The sequence below is a fragment of the Enterococcus sp. SB12 genome, assembly GCF_030910025.2.
GTDB classification, from domain to species: Bacteria; Bacillota; Bacilli; order Lactobacillales; family Enterococcaceae; genus Enterococcus_B; species Enterococcus_B faecium.
In genome coordinates this window covers 1838153-1860296 of the sequence record NZ_CP175675.1, presented here as the reverse complement: position 1 = coordinate 1860296, position 22144 = coordinate 1838153, and the positions used below count along the sequence as shown (strand labels likewise).

Below are 22144 nucleotides of genomic sequence, written 5' to 3'. Positions count from 1 at the left end.
AATGTTAAAAACATAAATGTATTCCAGAGATCCAACGACTCTTCTGAACATGAAACACGAGAAAACACTCATGCAGCTTGTAGATTTAGTCAGTTGTTCGTATAATGTGTAAAGAGGAGGAGTAGTATGCGCAATGAAATGATGCATCGTCCTGTAGTCAAAGAAGAACTATTGGATTTTATGCGTACCCAGCAAAAAAAATTACCGGGTGAGCTAGGCAAACTGGAAGAAGAAGCTCATGTAGCAGAAGTACCAGTTATTCCCCATGAAACAGTTGTATTTTTGAAATTTTTACTTGGACAGCTTCAGCCTGAACGAATCTTGGAGATCGGAGCAGCTATCGGTTTTTCATCAAGTGTCATGGCCACGACAATCGGAGAAAACGCTCATGTTACGACAATTGATCGTTTCGATGTCATGATCGAGAAAGCTAAAAAAAACTATGAACGTCTAGGACTGACAGATAAAGTGACTTTGCTTGAAGGTCAAGCAGCAGATATCTTGCCGGAGTTGTCTGGTCCGTATGACTTTATTTTTATGGATAGTGCAAAATCAAAATATATTGAATTTTTACCTGAATGCTTACGTTTGTTAAGAAAAGGTGGCGTTTTGATGGTAGATGACATCTTCCAAGGAGGAACGATCTTGCTCCCAGATGAAGAGATTCCCCGTGGCAAACGAGCTATCCATCGTAAATTAAATGAATTTCTTCGTGTTGTGATGGATCATCCCGATTTGACATCGACAATCTTGCCATTAGGTGATGGTGTGATCTTAATGACAAAGGAATCAGAAACAATTGAGTTGTGATACATGATTATGGCAGCCTGTAGATAATCGATTGAATCGAGGGCTCAATTCGAACTTGATGTAAAAGTTTCTATATTTGTAAGTCAATTAAAGGATACAGGAAATCTAAATAAACAGGAGTAGCATGAAGTCAATGTAGCTCCTGTTTTCAATTGATAACCTTAGAACAGCTGAAGGAGAATGTCTCGTTTTAAAAGATTGATTTAGTAGTTGGGCCAAAATAATTCATTATTTGCTAATTAAATAACTATTTCGTATTGACAGAAGCAATTTAATTATCTATAATTATTGATGTTCCGCTGATTCTTGTCATAGTAGCTCAGCTGGATAGAGCATCCGCCTTCTAAGCGGACGGTCGGGGGTTCGAATCCCTCCTGTGACGCTAAAAAACCGTTAGAAACTGAGGTTTCTAACGGTTTTTCTTTGTTTTTTGTGCCAATATTGTTTGTTTTCAAAGGCAAATAAAATAAAAAAACATCCTTATCGAGTACAATTATAAGGAGCAAAAAAATAAAATTCATCAGAAAAGAGGAAGAAGATATGACGATACTATCGAAAATTTTAGTGACTCTAGTTGCAATTGAATTTTTTTATATCATGTATATCGAAACGGTGAGAACTGATTCTGACACGACAAGTAGGGTTTTTAAAATGAGTAAAGAAGAGTTAAGCAGAAAATCTGTTCAAACATTGTTTAAGAACCAAGGAGTGTACAATGGACTATTAGGAGTGGGACTACTTTATGGAGCTTATCTTTCTTCTGCATCTAAAGAAATCACAAGTATGCTATTAATATCTATTTTTTTTGTTGCATTATATGGCAGTTTGACTAGCGATCGTTGGATTTTACTCAAACAAGGTGGGCTAGCTCTGTTGGCATTGCTTTCTATTTTCTTATAAATATAGAAAAAATAAGAATTTATCTAACAGGAAACTTTGTGAAAAATATTACTTTATCTCATGAAATATGATATTCTAATGAATGGTATTTTAGAAAATTTCATGAAAAAGGAGTTAGATAGGTGTTCAAAAATTATGTTTCCTCACTAAAAAAAGAATTTTCAGGTTATGATCTTTCAAGATTTCAGAAAGATCTTTTGGCTGGGATCACAGTAGCTGCTGTAGCATTGCCTTTAGCCTTGGCTTTTGGGGTGTCAAGCGGAGCTGATGCGGCCGCAGGTTTGATTACGGCTATCATTGCCGGTATCGTTATTGGCGGTTTATCAGGCGGTTTTTATCAAATATCAGGTCCGACAGGTGCGATGGCAGCTATCTTGATGTCTATTGCGGCAACAAAGGGAATGCAAGGTGTATTGCTTGCTACTTTTTTAGCGGGTCTATTTTTACTTGCAGCAGGACTTTTCCGATTAGGAACACTGACTTCTTTTATCCCAGCACCCGTAATTACGGGGTTTACTTCAGGTATTGCTATCATTATTGCATTAGGTCAGATCGATAATTTATTTGGTGTTCACTCGGAAGGTACAAACGTTATTGAAAAACTAAGTAGTTATCAAACGATAGGATTTCCGATAAACACAGCCTCTTTGATCATGGGAGGGCTAGTCATTTTAGGGATGTTTATCTATCCAAAAAAATGGGCGAAACGAATGCCTAGTTCGCTGCTGGCTATCATTTTGGCAACAGCAGTTATGCTATTGTTCCATTTACCAGTAGCAACTGTGGGTAAGATTCCACAAACATTGATCAGTAGTAATCGTTTGAATATGGGAGATTTTAGCTTTTCTGCCTTGCAACAAGTGGCAGTTCCAGCTATTAGCATTGCTTTATTAGGAATGATTGAAAGCTTGCTATGTGGTGCTTCGGCTGGCCGAATGGCAAATAAGCCCTTAGATAGCAATCAAGAATTAATGGCGCAAGGAATTGGAAATCTGTTGCTTCCTTTCTTTGGCGGGATTCCTGCTACTGCGGCCATCGCCCGTACAAGCGTGGCCATCAAATCTGGTGCACAAACTAGATTAGCTGGTATGATACATGCAGTTGTCTTACTGCTCTCCATGCTTGTTTTTGCGCCAGTGATGTCACAGATTCCAATGCCAGCACTTGCAGGTGTTTTGATCGTGACGGCTTGGCGTATGAATGAATGGGAAACGATCAAGGAGCTATTTACTAATAAATATTGGTCAGCAGTTCTATTGTTTATCCTTACGATGATTTGTACAGTTATCTTTGATTTAAGTATTGCTATCGTGATCGGGGTGATCGGCGGCTGTGTATTTTTTGTTGTCAAAAGCGCTGCTATCACGATTTCATTAGAAACGATCGATTGGCAAAGAATGGGGCTGCCAGAAACGGAAAAGCTGAATAACTGGACAGTAGTGTATATTAGTGGTCCACTGTTTTTTATGTCTTCAGAAAAACTCAAAAATAAATTGGAAGAACTAAATCATCACGATGGTGTCATTTTCTCCATGCGAGGCGTACCAAGTATTGATTTGACGGCACGTGCAGTTTTTGATGAATTTCAAGAAAAAGCAGAGCAAAGAGGACAAACGATTATCTATACTTCCTTGCAGCCAGAAGTAGAAAAACAACTTTCTCACTTGTGGGAACATACATTCACGCATCAACATCAAACAGTTGCTCATGCGTTGACAGCTTTACATGCGAAATATACTGCAATTAGCCGTTAAAACAATGAAAAAGAACAGACAAGACTGTAAACTGAAGATTTTATGGTCTTGTCTGTTCTTTTTAATCTTGCTGTAAAAGTGAAGCTAGTACTTGCCAGTCTTGATGGATAACAGGTACAAGGGAGCGATTGTAGAAAATAGCTGCTGGATGAAAAAGTGGAAGAATTCGATAGTTTTTTTCTGACCATTCGTAGGCATCCTTTTGTTCTGTTAATTGTAAGACAGGCCCTGTATAGAGTTGACCATGATTTTTGGTAACCGTATATTCTTTGCCAAGTAAACGTTGAAGACCAATGTTTCCAAGTGTCGAAATTAATTTTGGCTGGACCTTCATCAGTTCGTAATCCAATATTGGTGCATGCGCAAATACTTCGGAACGAGTAGGTGTCCGATTTGGGTAAACAGTTTCTGACTGTTGTGTCCGTTTATTGATCCGATGAGTCACGCGATACGGGCGGCTCCTTACAGCACTGGTGATATACACCTCTTCTCGTGTTAAGCCAGTTGAAGAAAGTGCCTGCATCAATTCTTTTCCAGCTTGACCGCTAAAAGGAACATGCGTATCAATCTCTGTTTTCCCTGGGGCTTCTCCCACGAGCATCAGTTTAGGATGAAGAGGTCCTTGCCCAGCAACAAATCCTTCTACAGGACGGCCGTTCATTCTTAAAGAAGCTTCTTGTATCAGTTCTTTTGGGTATTCCATTTATGCTCCTCCTTTTTCTTTTATTATAAGAATAAAAGAAACACAATGCGACTATTTTATTTGGTAGAACTGGGAGGATAGAAAATCAGAAGTATTGCTTGAATTTTTGTTTTACTTTTTGATTTTAAATTTAGTTGACTAACGGTTGCTGTTCTGGTAAGCTAGTACTGTTGTAATTGTGGACTCCACAGCTACAACCGCTCAGAACAAGTAATAAGCACAGCATATGCTGTCACTTCGGATGGCGAGTCTAAGTATATCAGAAGGAGGTGCTTTATAGCATGTACGCAATTATTAAAACTGGTGGTAAACAAGTAAAAGTTGAAGTGGGACAAGCAATCTATGTTGAAAAACTTGACGTTGAAGCAGGAGAAAAAGTTGTTTTTGACGAAGTTATCTTAGTAGGCGGCGAATCTACAAAAGTAGGCGCTCCAACTGTTGCAGGTGCAACTGTTGAAGGTACTGTTGAAAAACACGGCAAACAAAAGAAAGTCGTTACTTTCAAATACAAACCTAAAAAACATTCACACCGTAAACAAGGTCATCGTCAACCATATACAAAAGTGGTTATCGACGCGATCAACGCTTAATAGCGTTTGAGAAAGAAGGCCTATATATGATCAAAGGAACATTTAAGCGAAATGACGCAGGTCAGATCGTTTCATTCACTTTGACCGGGCATGCTGATGCTGGTCCTTATGGAAGTGATATCGTTTGTGCAGGTGTTTCTGCGTTAGCGATCAGCACTGTCAACGGGATTGCCTCATTAGCCGGTTTTGAGCCGATTGTTGAAATGAATGAAGAAGAAGGCGGTTATCTTTATACCGAAGTCACTTCAGGAATGACACAAGAACAAAACAATATTGCTGAGATTCTATTAGAAAATCTTTTATTAGGATTACAATCGATAGAAGCTGAAAACTCAGAATATATCCAAATTAAAACAATTAATGATAAATAGGAGGTGCAGACCATGTTGTTATCTATGAATCTACAATTATTTGCCCACAAAAAAGGTGGCGGTTCTACATCTAACGGCCGTGACTCAGAATCAAAACGTCTAGGTGCTAAACGTGCTGATGGACAAACAGTTACAGGTGGATCAATTCTTTACCGTCAACGCGGTACAAAAATCTATCCAGGTGTAAACGTGGGTATCGGTGGAGACGACACTTTATTTGCAAAAGTTGATGGCGTAGTACGTTTCGAACGTAAAGGCCGTAACAAAAAACAAGTGTCTGTTTATCCAGTAGCTCAAGAAGCTTAATTGAATCTTGTGATTAAAGAGGTTGTGACAAGACTTTTGTCACAGCCTTTTTTTGTTTATAAAAATAAAAGTTGTAGTGGAGGCTACGAAGTTTACTTTGTCTTTTTACACTTAATATTTTTTTGCCATCTTGTAATCAGGATGTTTTGATAACTATTGTTTTTATTGATGAAAGCGTTATTTTTTGCTATCAGGAGCATCATTGTAGGATGAATAGTGTTCTTTTTCTTGTTTCCGATATAAAAATGTAATTGATATTTTGTGTTCTTTTATCTTCATTACGCTTGTCCCTTCGCTTGTTATCAACAAAACAAAATCAGGTAAATAGTTGACGAAACAGAAATAAATACATAGTATTATGTTTTGAAGCCTAAGTACAACAGTCTATAGAAAAGGAGCGATACCATTGGCAAAACGCATTGACCGAATTTATATGTATGTCAAAGAAAAAACCGCTCATTTAACAAAGGCAGAATATGATCAAGGAGTAACAACACAGGAAATTGCTGAAGTGTTAGGGATTCAGCGAACAAATAGCAGTAAAGATCTGAATCAGCTAGTGCGCGAAGGAAAACTGATAAAGACAGACGGACGACCAGTACGTTACATATATCAAACACTCGTTACGCACGTAAAGCCAGTTACAAAACATGTAGTCAGTTACAAAGAAACGCCGGTCTCTGAAGAAAAAAATACACTCCAAATAGATACTAAGGATATCTTTGCAAAAATCATTGGAGCTAACGGCAGCATGAAAAATTCAGTGGAACAGGCAAAAGCTGCGATTTTGTATCCGCCAAGAGGATTAAATTGTTTGATTACAGGACCTACCGGATCAGGAAAGACTTATTTTGCACACGCGATGTATCATTTTGCAAAAGCGCATCATGTAATAGATGAGGAAACGGAACTGATTGTTTTCAATTGTGCTGATTATGCCAATAACCCTGAGCTTTTGATGAGTCATTTATTTGGGTACGCAAAAGGTGCTTTTACAGGCGCAGATGAAGAAAAAATGGGGATTATCGATCAAGCGGATGGCGGTATGCTGTTTTTGGATGAGATTCACCGGTTGCCACCTGAAGGACAAGAAATGATCTTTTACTTTATGGATCACGGAACTTACAGTCGTCTTGGGGAAACAACGAAATCCCATGAAGCAAATGTACGGATCGTAGGTGCGACCACAGAAGACCCAGGTTCTTCTCTATTAGAAACTTTTGTTCGGCGTATCCCGATCAATATCAAACTTCCGGCTTTTGAAAAACGTCCTGCAAATGAGAAAGTCGATTTAGTAAAAATCATGATTGCCCACGAAGCAAACCGCACGCAGCGAAAGATTTCTTTGACAGAAGATGTAGCAAAAGCATTGATCGGCAGTGTGACCTATGGAAATATAGGACAATTGAAGTCAAATATCCAGTTAGTATGTGCACGAGGATTTCTAAATCATATGCAATCACCCGAAATCTCGATCACAATCGATGATTTGACAGAAGGGATTCGTAGCGGATTGATTCAATTAGCAAGCAACCGCAGTGCAATGGCAGAGCTTTCTAAAATATTGGAGCCAAAGATAACTGTAGCACCAAATGATACGATCATGAAAATCCAATCGGACTCCTATGAGTTACCTTATAATCTATATGATATCATCGGAGATAAAGCAGCTTTACTGAAGTCGGATGGTTTGGATCAAGAAGCAATCAATCATTTCATTTCTACAGATATCAACATCCATCTGAAGTCTTTCTATAAAGACCATGGTTTTTCTTTTAATGCAGACAGCAAATTAGCAGAATTTGTAGATCCGAAAATCATAGAAGTGACCAATCAGATTTATGTAATGGTCAAAAGATCTTTACAATATGAGTTTCAGCAAAACTTTATTTATGCTATGAGCTTGCATATCAGTTCTTTTTTGAAAAAAATCAACTTAGGAGAAGAACGGCATACGAATGATAACATCCGTGAGATGGCTTTTGATTTTCCAGATGAATATGCTGTTGCGAAAGAAGTGCGTAGTTATATCGAAACGTATTTTCAAGTGGAGATTCCAGAAAGTGAAGACTATTACTTGACCGTTCTACTCGTCTCGTTACGGGCAAATCAAGCAAGCGGCAGAATCGGTGTAGTCGTTGCAGCTCACGGAAACAGCACAGCAAGCAGTATGGTCCAAGTTGTCCAACAGTTGTTAGATGCAGAGAACGTACGAGCAGTAGACATGCCTTTGGATATGGATCCGAAAACAGCATTGGATCGAATTGAACGCAATGTACAAGAAGTAGATGAAGGAAGCGGGGTCATACTCTTAGTAGATATGGGGTCCCTTGCGTCGTTTAATTCGCAAATTCAAAGAGACACTGGGATTCCAGTACGTACTGTTGATATGGTAACAACTTCTCTAGTTTTGGAAACTGTACGAAAGGTCTCAGTATTAGGGACAGATCTAGATATGTTGCATGAATCATTGAAAAATTTTCGAGGTTACGCAGAAATATCTTCTGTAGAATCTGTTCAGGAAGCAAAACCTATTCATAAGAAAAAAGCTGTTTTGGCTATCTGCGCATCTGGCGAAGGTACAGCACAAAGAATCAAAGAATTGATCGAACGAGCGGTAAACAAGCGTCAAGAAACAGAATTAGAAGTTCTAGCTTTGTCGATTGTGGAAGTGAAAGAAGAACTGCCAGTTATCCAAAAAGAATATCAGATCATAGCTACTACTGGGATTACTGATTTGAATATCCAAGCCCCATTTATTCCTTTAGAACGTTTTATTGATCAAAATATCGAAGTCATTTTGGATCAGTTGCTGATGGAATCAGAATTGGAGGAAACTGAATTCATCTTCCTAGATGAAGAGTCAGCTAAAAATACGTGTGTTGAGTTTATCTCTGATAACTTCATCTTTATTAATGGTAGTAAGTTAATCGATCCAATGTGGCAATTTTCTACACAAATCTCTCAGACGACGGGAATCGGCGATGAAGAATATGGATTCAAAATCAACCTAGTGATGCACACAGCAGGAATGATCGAACGTATTATTCGGAATGAACCATTGACTGTGGAAGAAAACGAATTGACAAATACAACGAATGATCCTCTTTATAGCCAATTGGCAACTTCAGTTGTTCTGTTAGAAGATCAGATAAAAGTAAAAGTGCCGATAGAAGAAATGTATTACCTGCTACGTCTAGTCCATAATCAGTTAGATAAAAAAGAATACACTGTGCCATGAATACACAAAAACGATACACTTTTATAGTGTATCGTTTTTGTGTATTGGTTAAGAATCCTTTAAATTCAATTAGTGTATCGTAAAAAAGTTGGCACGCTTTTTGCTTATAGTAGTGTGTGCTAGGAGGTGGTTGTTCACACAGAAATGATAGGGGTTTCTGTGAAGTAGTGAGGAAGAAGGAGTTTTGCAGATGGATATTCGATTGGCACGTATAGATGATCGTTTAATCCACGGGCAAGTCGCAACAGTTTGGTCGAAGCAAACAGGTGTTGAACGTATCATTGTGATCAGCGATGTAGTTGCTCAAGATAAATTGAGAAAGTTTCTACTAAAAGAAGCTGCACCGCCGGGGATCACAGCAAATGTAATAACCGTGCAGAAAATGATTCAAATCTATCATAGTGGATTATTATCACGAGCAAAAGTGATGCTTTTATTCACCAATCCCCAAGATGTTGAAGCGGTTGTCCGCTGCGGTGTACAGTTGAAGTCGTTGAATATCGGCGGTATGAGTTTTACTGAAGGCAAATCAATGATTACCAATTTTGTTTCAGTAAATCAACAAGATATTGATTCCTTTCGTTACTTGAACAGTCAAGAAGTGGAGTTAGAGATTCGAAAAGTACCTGCTGACAGGAAAATCCTTTTGATGGAACTACTAGCGAAAATCAAAAAGGTGTAGCAAGAATGGTTGTTGGAAAAGGTCAAATAATTCTGTTGTAATGGTTAGCAATTATTAATATTTTTGAATTTGTTACAACAAAAGTAAATAGGAGGTATAAATATGGTAGGGATTATCCTAGCAAGTCATGGACAATTTGCTGAAGGAATCTTACAATCCGGTTCAATGATCTTTGGCGAACAAGAAAACGTCAAAGCCGTGATCTTGAAACCAAGTGAAGGTCCAGATGACTTGAGAGCCAAATTGGAAGAAGCGGTTGCTTCTTTTGATAATCAAGACGAAGTGTTATTCTTAGTTGATTTATGGGGCGGAACACCGTTCAATCAATCAAACACATTATTCGAAGAGCACAAAGATAAATGGGCAATCGTAAGCGGTTTGAATTTACCAATGTTGATTGAAGCCTACGCATCACGCTTTTCAATGGAATCTGCTCATGAAATTGCAGCACATATCATTGAAACAGCAAAAGACGGTGTAAAAGTAAAACCGGAAGAATTAGAACCGGCAGAAGCACCGAAAGCAGCAGTTGAAGACGCACAACCTAAAGGAGCACTTCCAGAAGGAACTGTGGTCGGAGACGGGAAAATCAAATATGTATTAGCACGTGTTGACTCACGTCTGTTACATGGACAAGTTGCGACAGCTTGGACAAAAGCAGTGCAACCAAACCGTATTATCGTTGTTTCAGATGCAGTATCAAAGGATGATCTGCGTAAGAGACTAATCGAACAAGCTGCTCCTCCAGGTGTAAAAGCAAATGTTATTCCTATTAGCAAAATGATCGAAGTGGCAAAAGACCCTCGTTTTGGAAATACCAAAGCATTGCTTTTATTTGAAAATCCTGAAGACGTATTGACAGCTGTTGAAGGTGGCGTAGAAATCAAAGAATTAAATGTTGGGTCAATGGCGCATTCGGTTGGTAAAGTCGTTGTAAGTAAAGTATTGTCTATGGGACAAGAAGACGTTGAAGCGTTTGAGAAGCTTGAACAAAAAGGTGTGAAATTCGATGTACGTAAAGTACCTAATGATTCACGCGATAACATGGATGATATTTTGAAAAAAGCAAAAGCTGAATTAGCAAAAGCGTAATAAATAATATTAAAATTTATAGGAGGCTTATCATGTCTATTATTTCAATAATTTTAGTCGTATTAGTTGCCTTTCTAGCTGGTATGGAAGGTATTCTTGATGAATTTCAATTTCATCAACCACTAGTGGCATGTACATTGATCGGTTTAGTTACCGGTAACCTCGAAGCTGGTATCGTACTTGGCGGTACGCTTCAGATGATCGCTTTAGGTTGGGCAAATATCGGTGCCGCTGTAGCACCAGATGCTGCATTAGCATCAGTAGCATCAGCAATTATTTTAGTTTTAGGTGGACAAGGTGTTAAAGGTGTTCCTTCTGCAATCGCGATTGCCGTTCCTTTGGCTGTTGCAGGGTTGTTCTTAACAATGATCGTACGTACAATCGCTGTTCCAATCGTTCATTTGATGGATGCGGCTGCTGAAGAAGGAAACATCCGTACGGTTGAAATGTGGCACATCATTGCTGTGTGTTTACAAGGGGTTCGTATTGCGATCCCGGCAGCAGCATTGCTATTTATCCCAGCACAAACTGTGCAATCATTCCTTGAATCAATGCCAGCATGGTTAACAGATGGTATGGCTATCGGTGGGGGAATGGTCGTAGCTGTAGGTTATGCTTTGGTAATCAACATGATGGCTACAAAAGAAGTATGGCCATTCTTCATTATCGGCTTCGTTGTAGCTGCAATTTCTCAATTAACATTGATTGCTCTAGGTGCTTTAGGTGTTGCATTAGCTCTTATTTACTTGAACCTTTCTAAAATGGGTGGTTCATCAAATAATGGAGGCGGAAGCAACTCTGGTGACCCTTTAGGCGACATTTTGAATGACTATTAATCTTGAAGGAGGAAAATAAAATGGCAGAAGAAAAAATCAAATTATCAAAAAAAGATCGTTTAGCTGTTGCATGGCGCTCTACCTTCATTCAAGGTTCATGGAACTACGAACGTATGCAAAACGGTGGCTGGGCATTTTCTATGATTCCAGCAATCAAAAAATTATACAAAACAAAAGAAGAACGTTCTGCAGCATTAAAACGTCACTTGGAATTCTTTAATACACACCCATACATTGCTTCTCCAATTTTAGGGGTTACATTGGCACTGGAAGAAGAACGTGCGAATGGCGCACCTGTTGATGATGTAGCGATTCAAGGGGTTAAAGTAGGTATGATGGGTCCTTTAGCTGGTGTTGGTGACCCAGTGTTCTGGTTTACAGTACGTCCAATGCTAGGTGCACTAGGTGCTTCATTAGCTATGGGAGGAAATATCCTTGGACCAATCATCTTCTTCTTAGGTTGGAACATTATTCGTTGGGCATTCATGTGGTATACACAAGAATTTGGCTACAAAGCTGGTTCTAAAATTACTGATGACCTTTCTGGCGGATTGTTACAAGACGTAACAAAAGGTGCTTCAATTTTAGGGATGTTCGTATTAGCTGCCCTTGTACAAAGATGGGTATCAATCAAATTCTTACCAGTTGTATCAACTGTAAAATTAGATAAAGGTGCTTACATCGAATGGGATAAATTGCCTTCAGGTGGTGAAGGAATCAAGAGTGCATTTGAACAAGTTAATAATGGCTTAGCCCTTTCTCCTGAAAAGGTAACAACATTACAAGACAACTTAGACCAATTGATTCCTGGTTTAGCTGCATTAGGATTAACATTGTTATGTATGTGGTTGCTTAAGAAAAAGGTTTCTCCAATCGTTATCATCCTTGGTTTATTCGTAGTCGGTATTGTTGGACACGTCATCGGACTTTTATAATCCATAAAAATATAGCTCGGGCGTTGTCCCGAGCTTTTTTTATATAGTATACTGTTCATAAACAAATATCTGGAGGGAGAAAATGGTTCAATCAATCAATACAAAAGTAGACTTGGTAATTGATGCTACTTCGTTTACGGGTCTGACAGATTACGGGCAAATCATGATAGGTGATAATGGTTTTGAGTTTTACCATGCGCGAGATAGACGCAAATATATCCAAATTCCATGGGAAGAAGTGGATTATGTACTAGCATCAGTCATGCTAAAGGGAAAATGGATTCCTCGATATGCCATTCAAACGAAAAAAAATGGTACATACACATTTTCTTCCAAAGAACCTAAAAAAGTGCTTCGTGCGATCAGAGAATATGTAGATGAAGATAGAATGGTACAATCATTGAGTTTCTTTGATGTAGTGAAACGTGGTATTCGTAGTATGTTTAAACGCAAGTAAAAAATAAAGAAAACTTCTAAGAGGAGGTTTTCTTTATTTTTTTACTTTGCAGAAGAAAATATGAAATAGCAAAACCAATTATTTGTCCCCTTTAAATCCCATATGCTAAAATTGATTAGCAAAGAAGGAGGTTATATTATGAGTTGGTTATGGACATTGATTGTTGGAGCCGTGATCGGAGCAATTGCAGGTGCAATCACCAGTAAAGGAAATTCGATGGGCTGTGTAACGAATATCATTGCTGGACTAGTCGGTTCAAGTATTGGACAAGCAATTTTCGGCGAATGGGGACCAAAAGCTGCAGGTATGGCACTTATTCCATCTATTTTAGGCGCAGTGATTTTGGTAGCAGTTGTCTCATTTTTCTTTGGAAAACGATCATAAGTTTTTACAAAATAGTAAACTAAAGGAGTTGCAGCGAGACTGTGACTCTTTTTTCTTTACTTGTTTTTAAGAAAAAGAAGTTTTCCAGAAATTTTTATTTAACTGTCGTGTATGAAGAAAAGTTTGCTATAATAGAAAAAAGCGTGCAAAGAAAGAGGGAGTTTCATTATGATGCTACGTGTAGAAAAATTGCGCAAAAAAATGCAAGAAGAAAATTTGGATTCATTTTTGGTCACCAGTCCGTACAATCTTCGTTACTTAACGAACTTTACAGGTACGACAGGATTAGCTGTTATTACTTTGGAAAAAGCATTTTTTATTACTGATTTTCGTTATACCGAGCAGGCGGCAGCGCAGGCTCAAGGGTTTGAAATTATTAAAAATGTCGGACCTATTTTTGATGAGGTAGCAAACTTAGTACGCAAAGAAGAACTGCACTCATTAGCTTTTGAGGAAACAACAGTCTCATTTTTAGAATATTCGGTTTTAGAAGAAATCATCGATGCGGAATTAGTACCTGTTTCACAGATGATCGAAGAACTCAGAGAAGTGAAAGATGAAGAAGAAATCGCTATTATCGAAAAAGCATGTCATATTGCGGATATGGCATATGATCACATCCTGAAAATGATACAACCGGGCATGACTGAGATTGAAGTCGCAAATCAACTAGACTTTTATATGCGTTCTCTTGGCGCTTCAGGTGTTTCTTTTGATACGATCGTTGCTAGCGGATTGCGTTCGGCTATGCCGCATGGTGTAGCAAGCAAAAAAATCATCGAACAAGGCGACTTGATCACATTGGACTTTGGCTGCTATTACGAAGGGTATGTTTCCGATATGACACGTACATTCGCTATTGGTGATCCTGGGGAAAAATTAAAAGAAATTTATCAAATAGTCTTAGATGCTCAATTAGCAGTTATTGATGCTGCAAAACCAGGAATGACTGGTGTCCAATTAGACGCAGTTGCTAGAGATTATATTTCAAAACATGGTTACGGGGAAGCATTTGGACATTCTACAGGACATGGGATCGGTCTAGAGATCCACGAAGGACCAAACGTTTCTTCTCGTGCAGAAAAGCAATTTGTACCAGGAAATGTGATCACTGATGAACCAGGGATCTACTTACCAGGAATCGGTGGAGTACGTATTGAGGATGACTTGTTGATCACAGAAGATGGAAATCGTGTGTTGACTCGTTCACCAAAAGAATTGATCATCTTATAGTTTCATCAATAGAAGAAGTAAGCGTAAAAATCAGTGTTCACAGACTTTGTTATAGAAAATCACTCGATTTAATGATACACTATAGAAGAACTTTTAAGCTGTAAGAGATAATAAAGTTGGGTGTTTTCTCCAATTCATAGCAGTTTGCAGCTGATCGGCGGCAGTTTTCTTACCACGTGATCACTATAGCCGCATCATAGGGAATTCGGATGTATCTCGTGCTTAGGCAAAGGGAGGAATAAATAAATGGCAGATGAAAAAAATTTGATTTTAAACGCAAACCAAGATTTAGGAGAGATCGTGATCGCTCCTGAAGTCATCGAAGTAATTATCGGGATTGCAGCTTCTAAAGTAGAAGGCGTATACGGAATGCGCGGAACTTTTGCCAGCAATGTCACTGAATTATTAGGACGTGCAGCTCACGGAAAAGGTGTTTACTTAGCAAACGAGGAAGATGGCTTGAAAGTAGATCTTTACTGTTATCTAGAATATGGTGTTTCAGTTCCTAAAGTAGCAATGGAAATGCAGGAACGGGTCAGCCAGCAAGTCCTTTTCATGACGGATATCGATTTATCTGAAGTCAATATCCATGTAGTAGCTGTTGTTCCTGAAAAATTAGAACAACCAACAATCGAAGAACTTTTTGAAGACGAAGAGGAAGAGAATGAATAAAGAATTATCAAGACACGAGATTCGGGAAATGGCATTGCAGGCTTTATTTCCATTAGACTTCAATGCAGACCTAACAAAAGAAGATGCGATTTTCAACGCAATCGAATTAGACCACCGCGACATGATCAACGAAGATGAATCAGAGTTTGTTCCTGTTTATCTTGATACGCTAGTTGGCGGTGTCTGTGCAAAAAAAGATGAATTGGATAAAGTGATTGAAAAACATTTGAAAAACAATTGGCACATCAATCGGATCTCAAAAATGGATTTGGTGATCTTGCGTATCGCGATTTTTGAAATGACTTATGTGACAGATGTACCAGCGGCTGTTGCTTTAAATGAAGCAATCGAGTTGGCAAAAACATTTAGTGATGACCGTTCACGTAAATTCGTCAACGGTGTTTTATCCAATGTATTGAAAGAATTAGAAGCTGGGGCGTAAGTCCTAGCTTTTTTCTATGAATCATCATAAACCTGTTATAAATCGGGAAAATTCTATGGTAGAATGAAAACACAAAAAATATCTGGGAGTGGTTAGATGGCAGAATTGATTAACGGAAAAGAATTAGCTGAAAAAATGCAGGCAGAGATTGCTGAAAAAATCCAAAAATTGAAAGATAATGGTATCCATCCCGGATTAGTCGTTTTATTGGTAGGGGAAAATCCAGCCAGCCAAATCTATGTAAGAAATAAAGAACGTGTAGCAAAAGAAATCGGAATCCATTCATTGGTAGAGCGTTATCCTGAGACGATTTCTGAAGACGAACTACTTGCAGAAATTGAAAAATACAATCAAGATCCTAGTTTTCATGGTATATTGGTCCAATTACCATTGCCAAAGCATATAGATGAAGAAAAGATCCTGTTAGCTATCCGCCCTGAAAAAGACGTAGACGGTTTTCATCCGATGAATTTAGGCAGACTCCTTGCGGGTAAACCGGACAAGATTCCTTGTACTCCATACGGCATCATGAAAATGTTTGAAGCTTATTCTATCGATCCGGCGGGTAAACGAGCAGTAGTTATCGGACGAAGCAATATCGTCGGTAAACCGATGGCTCAGCTACTCTTGATGGCAGATGCAACTGTTACTGTTACTCATTCTAAAACCGAAAATCTGGCTGAACTGGCACAAGAAGCAGATATTTTAGTCGTAGCAATAGGACGTGGACATTTTGTCACAAAAGAATTCGTAAAACCAGGTGCTGTAGTGATAGATGTAGGGATGAACCGTGATGCTAACGGTAAGCTGATCGGTGATGTGAAATTTGATGAAGTGGAGCCTATTGCAGGCTGGATCACTCCTGTGCCAAAGGGTGTAGGGCCAATGACTATCACGATGCTGATGTATCAAACCGTAAAATCTGCCGAAGCTTTTGGAGCAGGTGAATAGATGGCACAAGAATATTTAACTGTCACTACATTAACGAGGTATTTGAAACGTAAATTCGATGCCGATCCTTATTTAGAACGCGTATATTTAACAGGCGAAATATCGAATTTCCGTTTACGTGCCAATGCCCATCAATATTTCAGCTTAAAAGATGACCATGCAAAAATATCTGCTATTATGTTCAAAGGAGCATTCCAAAAATTACGATTCCAGCCAAAAGAAGGAATGAAAGTCCTTGTCGTTGGTCGTATTTCATTATATGAAGCGGGAGGTTCTTATCAAATCTATGTAGAGCACATGGAGCCTGATGGAATAGGTGCTTTATATCAAGAATTGGAAGAACGAAAAGAAAAGCTGATGAAGGAAGGCCTTTTTCAAGGGCCTAAAAAAATGCTGCCACGTTTCCCAAAGCGAATCGCGGTCCTTACCAGTCCAAGCGGAGCGGTTATCCGCGATATCATCACGACGGTGAAAAGAAGATATCCAATTGTCCAATTGGTTTTGTTCCCAACAGTTGTACAAGGAAACCAAGCAGCGGACAATGTTGTCAGGAATATCCAGAGAGTAGAAGAGATGGGCAATTTCGATACAATGATCATCGGTCGTGGGGGTGGTTCGATTGAGGATTTATGGCCGTTTAATGAAGAGCGGGTTGCTCGGGCGATTTATCAAGCTAATACGCCGGTGATTTCATCTGTAGGACATGAAACAGATACCACGATCGCTGATTTAGTAGCAGATGTTCGGGCTGCTACTCCAACAGCAGCTGCAGAATTAGCTGTTCCTGTTTTGTCAGAAGAGTTGATGCGCATGCAAGAACGGCAAGCTAGATTGCAGCAGGCGTTTGTACGCCAGATCCAGCGCAAACAAGAACGGTTCGAGCGTGCTCGACGTTCCTATGTATTTCGGCAGCCTGAAAGATTGTATGAAGGTCAGACCATCAAATTAGACCAGTTGAAACAGCGATTATATCAAGCTACACAGCAAATTTATCATGCGAAAGAAAAACAAACGATCGCATTAAGCCACCAATTGGAACAAGTGGCTCCGCTTTATCGAGTTAAAGCAGCTCGCCAAGAAACTGCTTATCTAGAAAAACGCTTAGAAGAGAAAATCCAACAATATATGAAACAACAGCAGCAGCGTTTTGCTCAAGCTGTTCAATCTCTTGATTTGTTGAGTCCATTGAAAATCATGGGAAGAGGCTACAGCTATACGACGTTAAATGATCAAGTAGTAAAAAGTGTCTCTGAGCTTCATCAAGGGGATTTGCTGACGATCCATTATCAAGATGGAATCGTTAAAGGACAAGTACAAGAGATAGACAAAGGAGAATAAAAATATGGAAAATCCAACTTTTGAAGAGTCACTGCAAGAATTAGAAAAAATTGTCATGCAGTTAGAACAAGGAGACGTTCCATTAGAATCAGCTCTAGATTCGTTTAAACGAGGAATGGAATTAAGCAAACATTGCCAAGATACATTAGCTAAAGCAGAAGAGACCTTGACGAAAATGATGACAGAATCAAATGAAGAAGTTGATTTTGACGGAAACGAGGAAAGCTGAGATGAGATTAACTGACTTTTCAGCTATTCATCTACCTGCTGTAGAAAAAGAAATCTTGTCTTTTTTAGATGAGCATACAACGGATAGAGGACTCTATGATGCGATGAGTTATTCAGTGAAAGCAGGCGGGAAAAGAATACGTCCCTTATTACTTTTAACGGCCGTTGCTTCCTTTGATGAGCCTATTGATGTTCCCGTCTATCAAGTAGCAGCTGCTTTAGAAATGGTGCATACGTATTCCTTGATCCACGATGATTTGCCTGCGATGGACAATGATGATCTTCGTAGAGGAAAACCTACCAATCATAAAGTATTCGGCGAAGCATTAGCTATATTGGCCGGAGATGGTTTGCTTACAGGAGCATTCCAGCTAATCAGTATGGCACACTTAGGTAATTCTCCTAAGCTTCTGCTGCTTCAGCAATTAGCTGTTTGTGCGGGATCACAAGGTATGGTTGCTGGGCAAGCTGCAGATATCGAGGGCGAATCGAAAAAGCTTTCTTTAGAAGAATTAGCATTTATTCATGAAAGAAAGACAGGGCATTTGATTCGTTATGCCTTGCTGGCTGGTGGCATATTAGCGAAGCAACCTGAAGAAATCTTATTGCTACTTCAACGATTAGCCGAACATTTAGGTTTAGCTTTTCAGATAAGAGATGATCTACTCGATGTGATTGGTACAACGAAAACATTAGGGAAAACAGCTGGTAAAGATGAACGTATGGAAAAAAATACTTACCCGCGTTTATTAGGCCTAGAAAAGACACGTGAGGCGTTGGAGATTGAGCTGTTATCCGCCAACAAGATCATAGACAAATTAGAAGAGGACGTTTTTTCTTTTGATGGCGGGCTGATGCGCCAGATGATCAAGCAATTTGATGTGGAGAAATGAGGGAAAGAATGGAAAAAGAACGCGTAGATGTATTAGCGGTCAAACAAGGATTATTTGAAACAAGAGAACAAGCCAAACGTTCAGTGATGGCTGGTTTGATTTACAACGAAAAAAACGAGCGGTTTGATAAACCGGGAGAAAAAATTCCAGTGAGTAGTGAATTAAGAGTCAAAGGTAAAAAACTTCCTTATGTTTCTCGGGGGGGATTAAAATTAGAAAAAGCACTCAAAGCATTTGATCTATCTGTTGAAGGAAAAACATTGTTAGATATTGGTGCTTCCACTGGCGGATTTACTGATGCAGCTTTGCAAAATGGCGCAAAAATGAGTTATGCTTTAGACGTTGGCTACAATCAGCTAGCTTGGAAAATAAGACAAGATCCTAGAGTCGTCGTAATGGAAAGAGTGAATTTTCGTTATGCAAAACCCGAAGACTTTACCTTAGGAATTCCAGAAGTTGCTGTTATCGATGTTTCTTTTATTTCACTAAAACTGATGCTGCCTCCATTACATGCTATTTTAAAAGAAGAGGGAGAAGTGATTGCTTTAATCAAACCCCAATTCGAAGCAGGCAGAGAAGCTGTAGGGAAAAACGGAATTGTTCGTGACCCTCAGACCCATCAAAAAGTTTTAGAAGACATTTTGTCATTTGCGGCACAAGGTGGATATGATGTGCTGGAATTAAGTTATTCTCCGATCACGGGGGGAGAAGGAAATATCGAGTTCTTGGCTCACTTGAGGAAAGTACCCGAAAGCGGAACAATCAATTCAGCTATTAATATGGCAGAAGTGGTTTCAAATGCACACGAACAGTTTGACCATAAATAAATTATAACTGTGAAAATCAAGTGAGAAGTATGCGGATTCTTCTTTATTATACCAAGGAAATAAGCTATCATTGATTAAGAAGAATATGCTAAGGAGCGAAGACGTAATGAGAAAAAAAGATCGGCATCGTTTGATTACTCGATTGTTGAGTGAGCAAGATATCCGAAAGCAGGAAGAATTTGTTGAAATCCTGAAAAGCAAAGGAATATCTGTTACTCAAGCTACGATTTCCAGAGATATAAAGGAACTGAAACTGATCAAGGTACCGGCCTCAGATGGCGGCTACCGTTATAGCATACCAGCTGAAACAAACGAAGGTGTAAATACTAAATTGGAAAAACTATTAAAAGACGCTTTCGTGGCAGTTGACCAAATGGAAAAATTTGTTATTTTGAAAACATTGCCGGGAAATGCTTCGGCAGCAGCAAATTTGATTGATAAACGTTACAAGAAAGAATTATTTTCGATTATCAATGATGACGATAATGTTTTGATGATTACACGAACTGAAGACCAGGCAGTTTTATTGAAGAAAGACTTCCTGCATTACCTTTAAGTTGAGGAGCGAATGTGATGCTACAAGAAATCAGTATTACTAACTTTGCGATTATTCCGGAATTGCGGCTTTCTTTTCACGAAGGAATGACCGCGCTGACCGGAGAGACTGGTGCGGGTAAATCCATTATTATCGATGCTTTAGGTCTGTTAGCAGGAGGAAGAGGTTCAAGCGATTATATACGTCAAGGAGCAGAAAAATGCGTGCTTGAAGGGTTGTTTGAACTACCAAAACAAGAAGGATTCTCTGAACTGATGGTTGAATTAGGGATCGAAACAGATGAGGACAATCTGATTGTTCGACGGGATATGTCCTTAACTGGAAAAAATGTTTGTCGAGTGAATGGTCATATCATCACATTAGCTAATTTAAGAAGAATCGGCAGTTATTTAGTAGATATCCAAGGACAAAACGAACATCAGGAACTGCTCCAGCCTGAATCACATCTTGCTTTATTGGATCGTTTTGGAGATGTAGCTTTCCAACAGAAGAAAAAGAGTTATCAGCAAGAATATATCTCTTATCGTGAGCTGGAAAAAAGGGTACGAAAAGTGCAGCAAAATGAAAAATCCTATGTTCAGAGAATAGATATGCTCCATTTCCAGCAAGAAGAAATAGCTGCTGCTGATTTGCAAGTCGGAGAAGAAGAGAAATTAAAAGAAGAAAGAGAAAAACTTAGCAATTATCAAAAAATTGCTGATGGATTAGCTGCAGGTTACGGAGCACTGACGAATAATGAACAAAACAGTGTAGATGGTGTTGGCTTGGCCGTTTCAGAACTGCAAGGGATCGCCCATCTAGATGTGGAGTATGAAGCAATTTATGAAAATATCCAAAGTGCTTACTATTTGCTGCAAGATGCAATCGGCGATATGAGTCGTCAGATTGATTTATTGGAGTTAGATGAGAGTCGTTTAGAAGAAGTTACGCAACGTTTAGAATTAATCCGACAGTTGAAACGTAAATACGGCGAATCTATTGAGTCAATATTGGCTTACTATGACGAAATCACCGAAGAGCTAGCTTCTTCTGATTTTTCAGAAGGTCAATTGGACAAAATGAAAGAGGAACTAGAGCAAAAAGAGCTTCTACTTCAGCAACAAGCCGCAGATCTTCATGAAGCGCGTAAAAAAATCGCAAAAGAATTGGAAAAATCCATTCTACATGAATTGAAAAGTCTGTATATGGAAAACACTGAGTTTGAGGTACGTTTCTTAAAAGAAGAAAATAGACAATTGAATCATGATGGATTTGACCAAATCGAATTTTACATTACGACCAATCCAGGAGAGCCACTGAAGCCTTTGGTGAAAGTCGCTTCTGGTGGCGAACTGTCTCGGATGTTGCTTGCTTTGAAAACTATTTTTTCTTCTGAGCAAGGTGTGACAAGTATTATTTTTGATGAAGTGGATACAGGTGTGAGCGGAAGAGTTGCACAAGCCATCGCAGATAAAATTTCTCAAATATCGAAATACTCTCAAGTTTTGTGCATCACTCATCTGCCTCAAGTTGCTGCAGTCGCCGACTATCAATATTATATTGTGAAAGCAGTGATTGATGGACGTACGCAAACTTCTGTTTCAGAGTTGAAAACAAAAGAAAGAGAAGAAGAAATTGCACGTATGCTGGCTGGAAGTGAGATTACAAAACTCACACTCGAACATGCAAAAGAACTATTGAAACTCGCAAAAAGGACCTGAGCCACCTCGCAGTGGTTCAGGTCCTTTTCAGCAGCTGATAGCTATATTTTATTTTTACATGACACTCATTACAGCAGTCAATACAACAGATCCAATCGTTAAAATCAGCATTGTCCAAATGACAAATTTTGTTACTTTAGCAAAAGTACTTGTTTGTTTTTTTTCACGCATTGTTTTCAACCTCGTCATTAATTAGTTGATTCAAGTGTACAATCTTTTTGCCATTTCCACAAGAGGGCTTTT

The 22144-nt window shown here is 38.9% G+C and carries 25 protein-coding genes, 1 tRNA gene and 1 other annotated feature; of the genes, 24 read left to right on the top strand and 2 right to left on the bottom strand.

The window, feature by feature from the left end:
* Positions 1-126: 126 nt before the first annotated feature.
* The 4 genes from RBL01_RS09175 (at position 127) to RBL01_RS09160 (ending at position 3464) form a co-directional block, all read left to right on the top strand.
* Positions 127-810, top strand: coding sequence for an O-methyltransferase (locus tag RBL01_RS09175; RefSeq protein ID WP_002288107.1), 684 nt, complete (start codon positions 127-129; stop codon positions 808-810).
* Between the two features lie 308 nt (positions 811-1118).
* Positions 1119-1192: transfer RNA gene (locus RBL01_RS09170), tRNA-Arg, on the top strand.
* Between the two features lie 158 nt (positions 1193-1350).
* Positions 1351-1710, top strand: coding sequence for a DUF1304 domain-containing protein (locus tag RBL01_RS09165; protein WP_002323271.1), 360 nt, complete (start codon positions 1351-1353; stop codon positions 1708-1710).
* Between the two features lie 122 nt (positions 1711-1832).
* Positions 1833-3464 (top strand): SulP family inorganic anion transporter, encoded by a 1632-nt coding sequence (locus tag RBL01_RS09160; RefSeq protein WP_002298016.1) that lies wholly within the window; start codon positions 1833-1835, stop codon positions 3462-3464.
* 61 nt (positions 3465-3525) lie between these two features.
* On the opposite strand, the gene RBL01_RS09155 is transcribed toward RBL01_RS09160, so the two are convergent.
* Positions 3526-4167 carry a uracil-DNA glycosylase gene (locus tag RBL01_RS09155; protein WP_002326491.1) on the bottom strand — a complete coding sequence of 214 codons (642 nt, stop codon included), beginning with the start codon at positions 4165-4167 and terminating at the stop codon, positions 3526-3528.
* Between the two features lie 185 nt (positions 4168-4352).
* Positions 4353-4429: a sequence feature (ribosomal protein L21 leader region), on the top strand.
* 19 nt (positions 4430-4448) lie between these two features.
* Between RBL01_RS09155 and rplU the strand changes: the two genes are divergently transcribed.
* The 20 genes from rplU to recN all read left to right on the top strand — a co-directional run bounded on the left by rplU (position 4449) and on the right by recN (position 21901).
* A complete protein-coding gene (rplU, locus tag RBL01_RS09150; RefSeq protein WP_002289450.1) occupies positions 4449-4757 on the top strand; it encodes a 50S ribosomal protein L21 in 309 nt (102 codons plus the stop codon).
* 26 nt (positions 4758-4783) lie between these two features.
* Positions 4784-5128, top strand: coding sequence for a ribosomal-processing cysteine protease Prp (locus RBL01_RS09145; protein WP_002289451.1), 345 nt, complete (start codon positions 4784-4786; stop codon positions 5126-5128).
* A gap of 12 nt (positions 5129-5140) precedes the next feature.
* Positions 5141-5434, top strand: a complete 294-nt coding sequence (rpmA, locus tag RBL01_RS09140; RefSeq protein WP_002289452.1) for a 50S ribosomal protein L27 — start codon at positions 5141-5143, stop codon at positions 5432-5434.
* 433 nt (positions 5435-5867) lie between these two features.
* A complete protein-coding gene (locus RBL01_RS09135; protein ID WP_172436870.1) occupies positions 5868-8675 on the top strand; it encodes a sigma 54-interacting transcriptional regulator in 2808 nt (935 codons plus the stop codon).
* Between the two features lie 190 nt (positions 8676-8865).
* Positions 8866-9357 (top strand): mannose/fructose/sorbose PTS transporter subunit IIB, encoded by a 492-nt coding sequence (locus RBL01_RS09130; RefSeq protein WP_002289455.1) that lies wholly within the window; start codon positions 8866-8868, stop codon positions 9355-9357.
* A gap of 102 nt (positions 9358-9459) precedes the next feature.
* A complete protein-coding gene (locus RBL01_RS09125) occupies positions 9460-10449 on the top strand; it encodes a mannose/fructose/sorbose PTS transporter subunit IIA (protein WP_002327173.1) in 990 nt (329 codons plus the stop codon).
* 32 nt (positions 10450-10481) lie between these two features.
* A complete protein-coding gene (locus RBL01_RS09120) occupies positions 10482-11285 on the top strand; it encodes a PTS mannose/fructose/sorbose transporter subunit IIC (protein WP_002324432.1) in 804 nt (267 codons plus the stop codon).
* A gap of 20 nt (positions 11286-11305) precedes the next feature.
* Positions 11306-12220: a PTS system mannose/fructose/sorbose family transporter subunit IID gene (locus RBL01_RS09115; protein WP_002327172.1), complete on the top strand. Its 915-nt coding sequence runs from the start codon at positions 11306-11308 to the stop codon at positions 12218-12220.
* Between the two features lie 82 nt (positions 12221-12302).
* A complete protein-coding gene (locus tag RBL01_RS09110; RefSeq protein WP_002286668.1) occupies positions 12303-12677 on the top strand; it encodes a DUF956 family protein in 375 nt (124 codons plus the stop codon).
* Between the two features lie 138 nt (positions 12678-12815).
* Positions 12816-13061: a GlsB/YeaQ/YmgE family stress response membrane protein gene (locus tag RBL01_RS09105; protein WP_002286666.1), complete on the top strand. Its 246-nt coding sequence runs from the start codon at positions 12816-12818 to the stop codon at positions 13059-13061.
* A 168-nt stretch (positions 13062-13229) separates the two neighbouring features.
* The gene (locus RBL01_RS09100) at positions 13230-14294 is read left to right on the top strand and encodes a M24 family metallopeptidase (RefSeq protein WP_002286665.1); all 1065 of its coding nucleotides are present in this window, start codon (positions 13230-13232) and stop codon (positions 14292-14294) included.
* Positions 14295-14540: 246 nt separating this feature from the next.
* Positions 14541-14966 carry an Asp23/Gls24 family envelope stress response protein gene (locus RBL01_RS09095; protein WP_002286664.1) on the top strand — a complete coding sequence of 142 codons (426 nt, stop codon included), beginning with the start codon at positions 14541-14543 and terminating at the stop codon, positions 14964-14966.
* The gene (nusB, locus tag RBL01_RS09090) at positions 14959-15408 is read left to right on the top strand and encodes a transcription antitermination factor NusB (RefSeq protein ID WP_002286662.1); all 450 of its coding nucleotides are present in this window, start codon (positions 14959-14961) and stop codon (positions 15406-15408) included. The genes RBL01_RS09095 and nusB overlap by 8 nt, the downstream gene beginning before the upstream one ends.
* A 96-nt stretch (positions 15409-15504) precedes the next feature.
* The gene (locus RBL01_RS09085; RefSeq protein ID WP_002327169.1) at positions 15505-16359 is read left to right on the top strand and encodes a bifunctional methylenetetrahydrofolate dehydrogenase/methenyltetrahydrofolate cyclohydrolase; all 855 of its coding nucleotides are present in this window, start codon (positions 15505-15507) and stop codon (positions 16357-16359) included.
* Positions 16360-17697 (top strand): exodeoxyribonuclease VII large subunit, encoded by a 1338-nt coding sequence (gene xseA, locus RBL01_RS09080; RefSeq protein WP_002327168.1) that lies wholly within the window; start codon positions 16360-16362, stop codon positions 17695-17697. It abuts the gene before it with no gap.
* Between the two features lie 4 nt (positions 17698-17701).
* Positions 17702-17926 (top strand): exodeoxyribonuclease VII small subunit, encoded by a 225-nt coding sequence (locus tag RBL01_RS09075; RefSeq protein WP_002286657.1) that lies wholly within the window; start codon positions 17702-17704, stop codon positions 17924-17926.
* 1 nt (position 17927) lies between these two features.
* Positions 17928-18818: a polyprenyl synthetase family protein gene (locus RBL01_RS09070; protein WP_002286656.1), complete on the top strand. Its 891-nt coding sequence runs from the start codon at positions 17928-17930 to the stop codon at positions 18816-18818.
* 8 nt (positions 18819-18826) lie between these two features.
* Positions 18827-19645, top strand: a complete 819-nt coding sequence (locus RBL01_RS09065; protein WP_002286655.1) for a TlyA family RNA methyltransferase — start codon at positions 18827-18829, stop codon at positions 19643-19645.
* A 106-nt stretch (positions 19646-19751) separates the two neighbouring features.
* Complete coding sequence (locus RBL01_RS09060; protein ID WP_307781095.1) at positions 19752-20201, top strand: arginine repressor; 450 nt, start codon at positions 19752-19754, stop codon at positions 20199-20201.
* Between the two features lie 17 nt (positions 20202-20218).
* Positions 20219-21901, top strand: a complete 1683-nt coding sequence (gene recN / locus RBL01_RS09055) for a DNA repair protein RecN (RefSeq protein WP_002286651.1) — start codon at positions 20219-20221, stop codon at positions 21899-21901.
* Positions 21902-21955: 54 nt separating this feature from the next.
* Here recN and RBL01_RS09050 read toward each other — a convergent pair whose 3' ends face one another.
* On the bottom strand, positions 21956-22072 hold the full coding sequence (locus RBL01_RS09050; RefSeq protein WP_002291876.1) for a DUF4044 domain-containing protein: 117 nt from the start codon (positions 22070-22072) through the stop codon (positions 21956-21958).
* Positions 22073-22144 lie beyond the last annotated feature (72 nt).

Coding starts and splice junctions, on each gene's coding strand:
- RBL01_RS09105 (WP_002286666.1), top strand. CDS start 12,816: ATGAGTTGGTTATGGACATTGATTGTTGGAGCCGTGATCGGAGCAATT.
- RBL01_RS09165 (WP_002323271.1), top strand. CDS start 1,351: ATGACGATACTATCGAAAATTTTAGTGACTCTAGTTGCAATTGAATTT.
- xseA (WP_002327168.1), top strand. CDS start 16,360: ATGGCACAAGAATATTTAACTGTCACTACATTAACGAGGTATTTGAAA.
- RBL01_RS09115 (WP_002327172.1), top strand. CDS start 11,306: ATGGCAGAAGAAAAAATCAAATTATCAAAAAAAGATCGTTTAGCTGTT.
- RBL01_RS09050 (WP_002291876.1), bottom strand. CDS start 22,072: ATGCGTGAAAAAAAACAAACAAGTACTTTTGCTAAAGTAACAAAATTT.
- RBL01_RS09075 (WP_002286657.1), top strand. CDS start 17,702: ATGGAAAATCCAACTTTTGAAGAGTCACTGCAAGAATTAGAAAAAATT.
- RBL01_RS09135 (WP_172436870.1), top strand. CDS start 5,868: ATGTATGTCAAAGAAAAAACCGCTCATTTAACAAAGGCAGAATATGAT.
- RBL01_RS09145 (WP_002289451.1), top strand. CDS start 4,784: ATGATCAAAGGAACATTTAAGCGAAATGACGCAGGTCAGATCGTTTCA.
- RBL01_RS09175 (WP_002288107.1), top strand. CDS start 127: ATGCGCAATGAAATGATGCATCGTCCTGTAGTCAAAGAAGAACTATTG.
- recN (WP_002286651.1), top strand. CDS start 20,219: ATGCTACAAGAAATCAGTATTACTAACTTTGCGATTATTCCGGAATTG.
- RBL01_RS09060 (WP_307781095.1), top strand. CDS start 19,752: ATGAGAAAAAAAGATCGGCATCGTTTGATTACTCGATTGTTGAGTGAG.
- RBL01_RS09065 (WP_002286655.1), top strand. CDS start 18,827: ATGGAAAAAGAACGCGTAGATGTATTAGCGGTCAAACAAGGATTATTT.
- RBL01_RS09120 (WP_002324432.1), top strand. CDS start 10,482: ATGTCTATTATTTCAATAATTTTAGTCGTATTAGTTGCCTTTCTAGCT.
- RBL01_RS09110 (WP_002286668.1), top strand. CDS start 12,303: ATGGTTCAATCAATCAATACAAAAGTAGACTTGGTAATTGATGCTACT.
- RBL01_RS09070 (WP_002286656.1), top strand. CDS start 17,928: ATGAGATTAACTGACTTTTCAGCTATTCATCTACCTGCTGTAGAAAAA.
- RBL01_RS09125 (WP_002327173.1), top strand. CDS start 9,460: ATGGTAGGGATTATCCTAGCAAGTCATGGACAATTTGCTGAAGGAATC.
- RBL01_RS09095 (WP_002286664.1), top strand. CDS start 14,541: ATGGCAGATGAAAAAAATTTGATTTTAAACGCAAACCAAGATTTAGGA.
- RBL01_RS09100 (WP_002286665.1), top strand. CDS start 13,230: ATGATGCTACGTGTAGAAAAATTGCGCAAAAAAATGCAAGAAGAAAAT.
- RBL01_RS09085 (WP_002327169.1), top strand. CDS start 15,505: ATGGCAGAATTGATTAACGGAAAAGAATTAGCTGAAAAAATGCAGGCA.
- rpmA (WP_002289452.1), top strand. CDS start 5,141: ATGTTGTTATCTATGAATCTACAATTATTTGCCCACAAAAAAGGTGGC.
- nusB (WP_002286662.1), top strand. CDS start 14,959: ATGAATAAAGAATTATCAAGACACGAGATTCGGGAAATGGCATTGCAG.
- RBL01_RS09130 (WP_002289455.1), top strand. CDS start 8,866: ATGGATATTCGATTGGCACGTATAGATGATCGTTTAATCCACGGGCAA.
- RBL01_RS09155 (WP_002326491.1), bottom strand. CDS start 4,167: ATGGAATACCCAAAAGAACTGATACAAGAAGCTTCTTTAAGAATGAAC.
- rplU (WP_002289450.1), top strand. CDS start 4,449: ATGTACGCAATTATTAAAACTGGTGGTAAACAAGTAAAAGTTGAAGTG.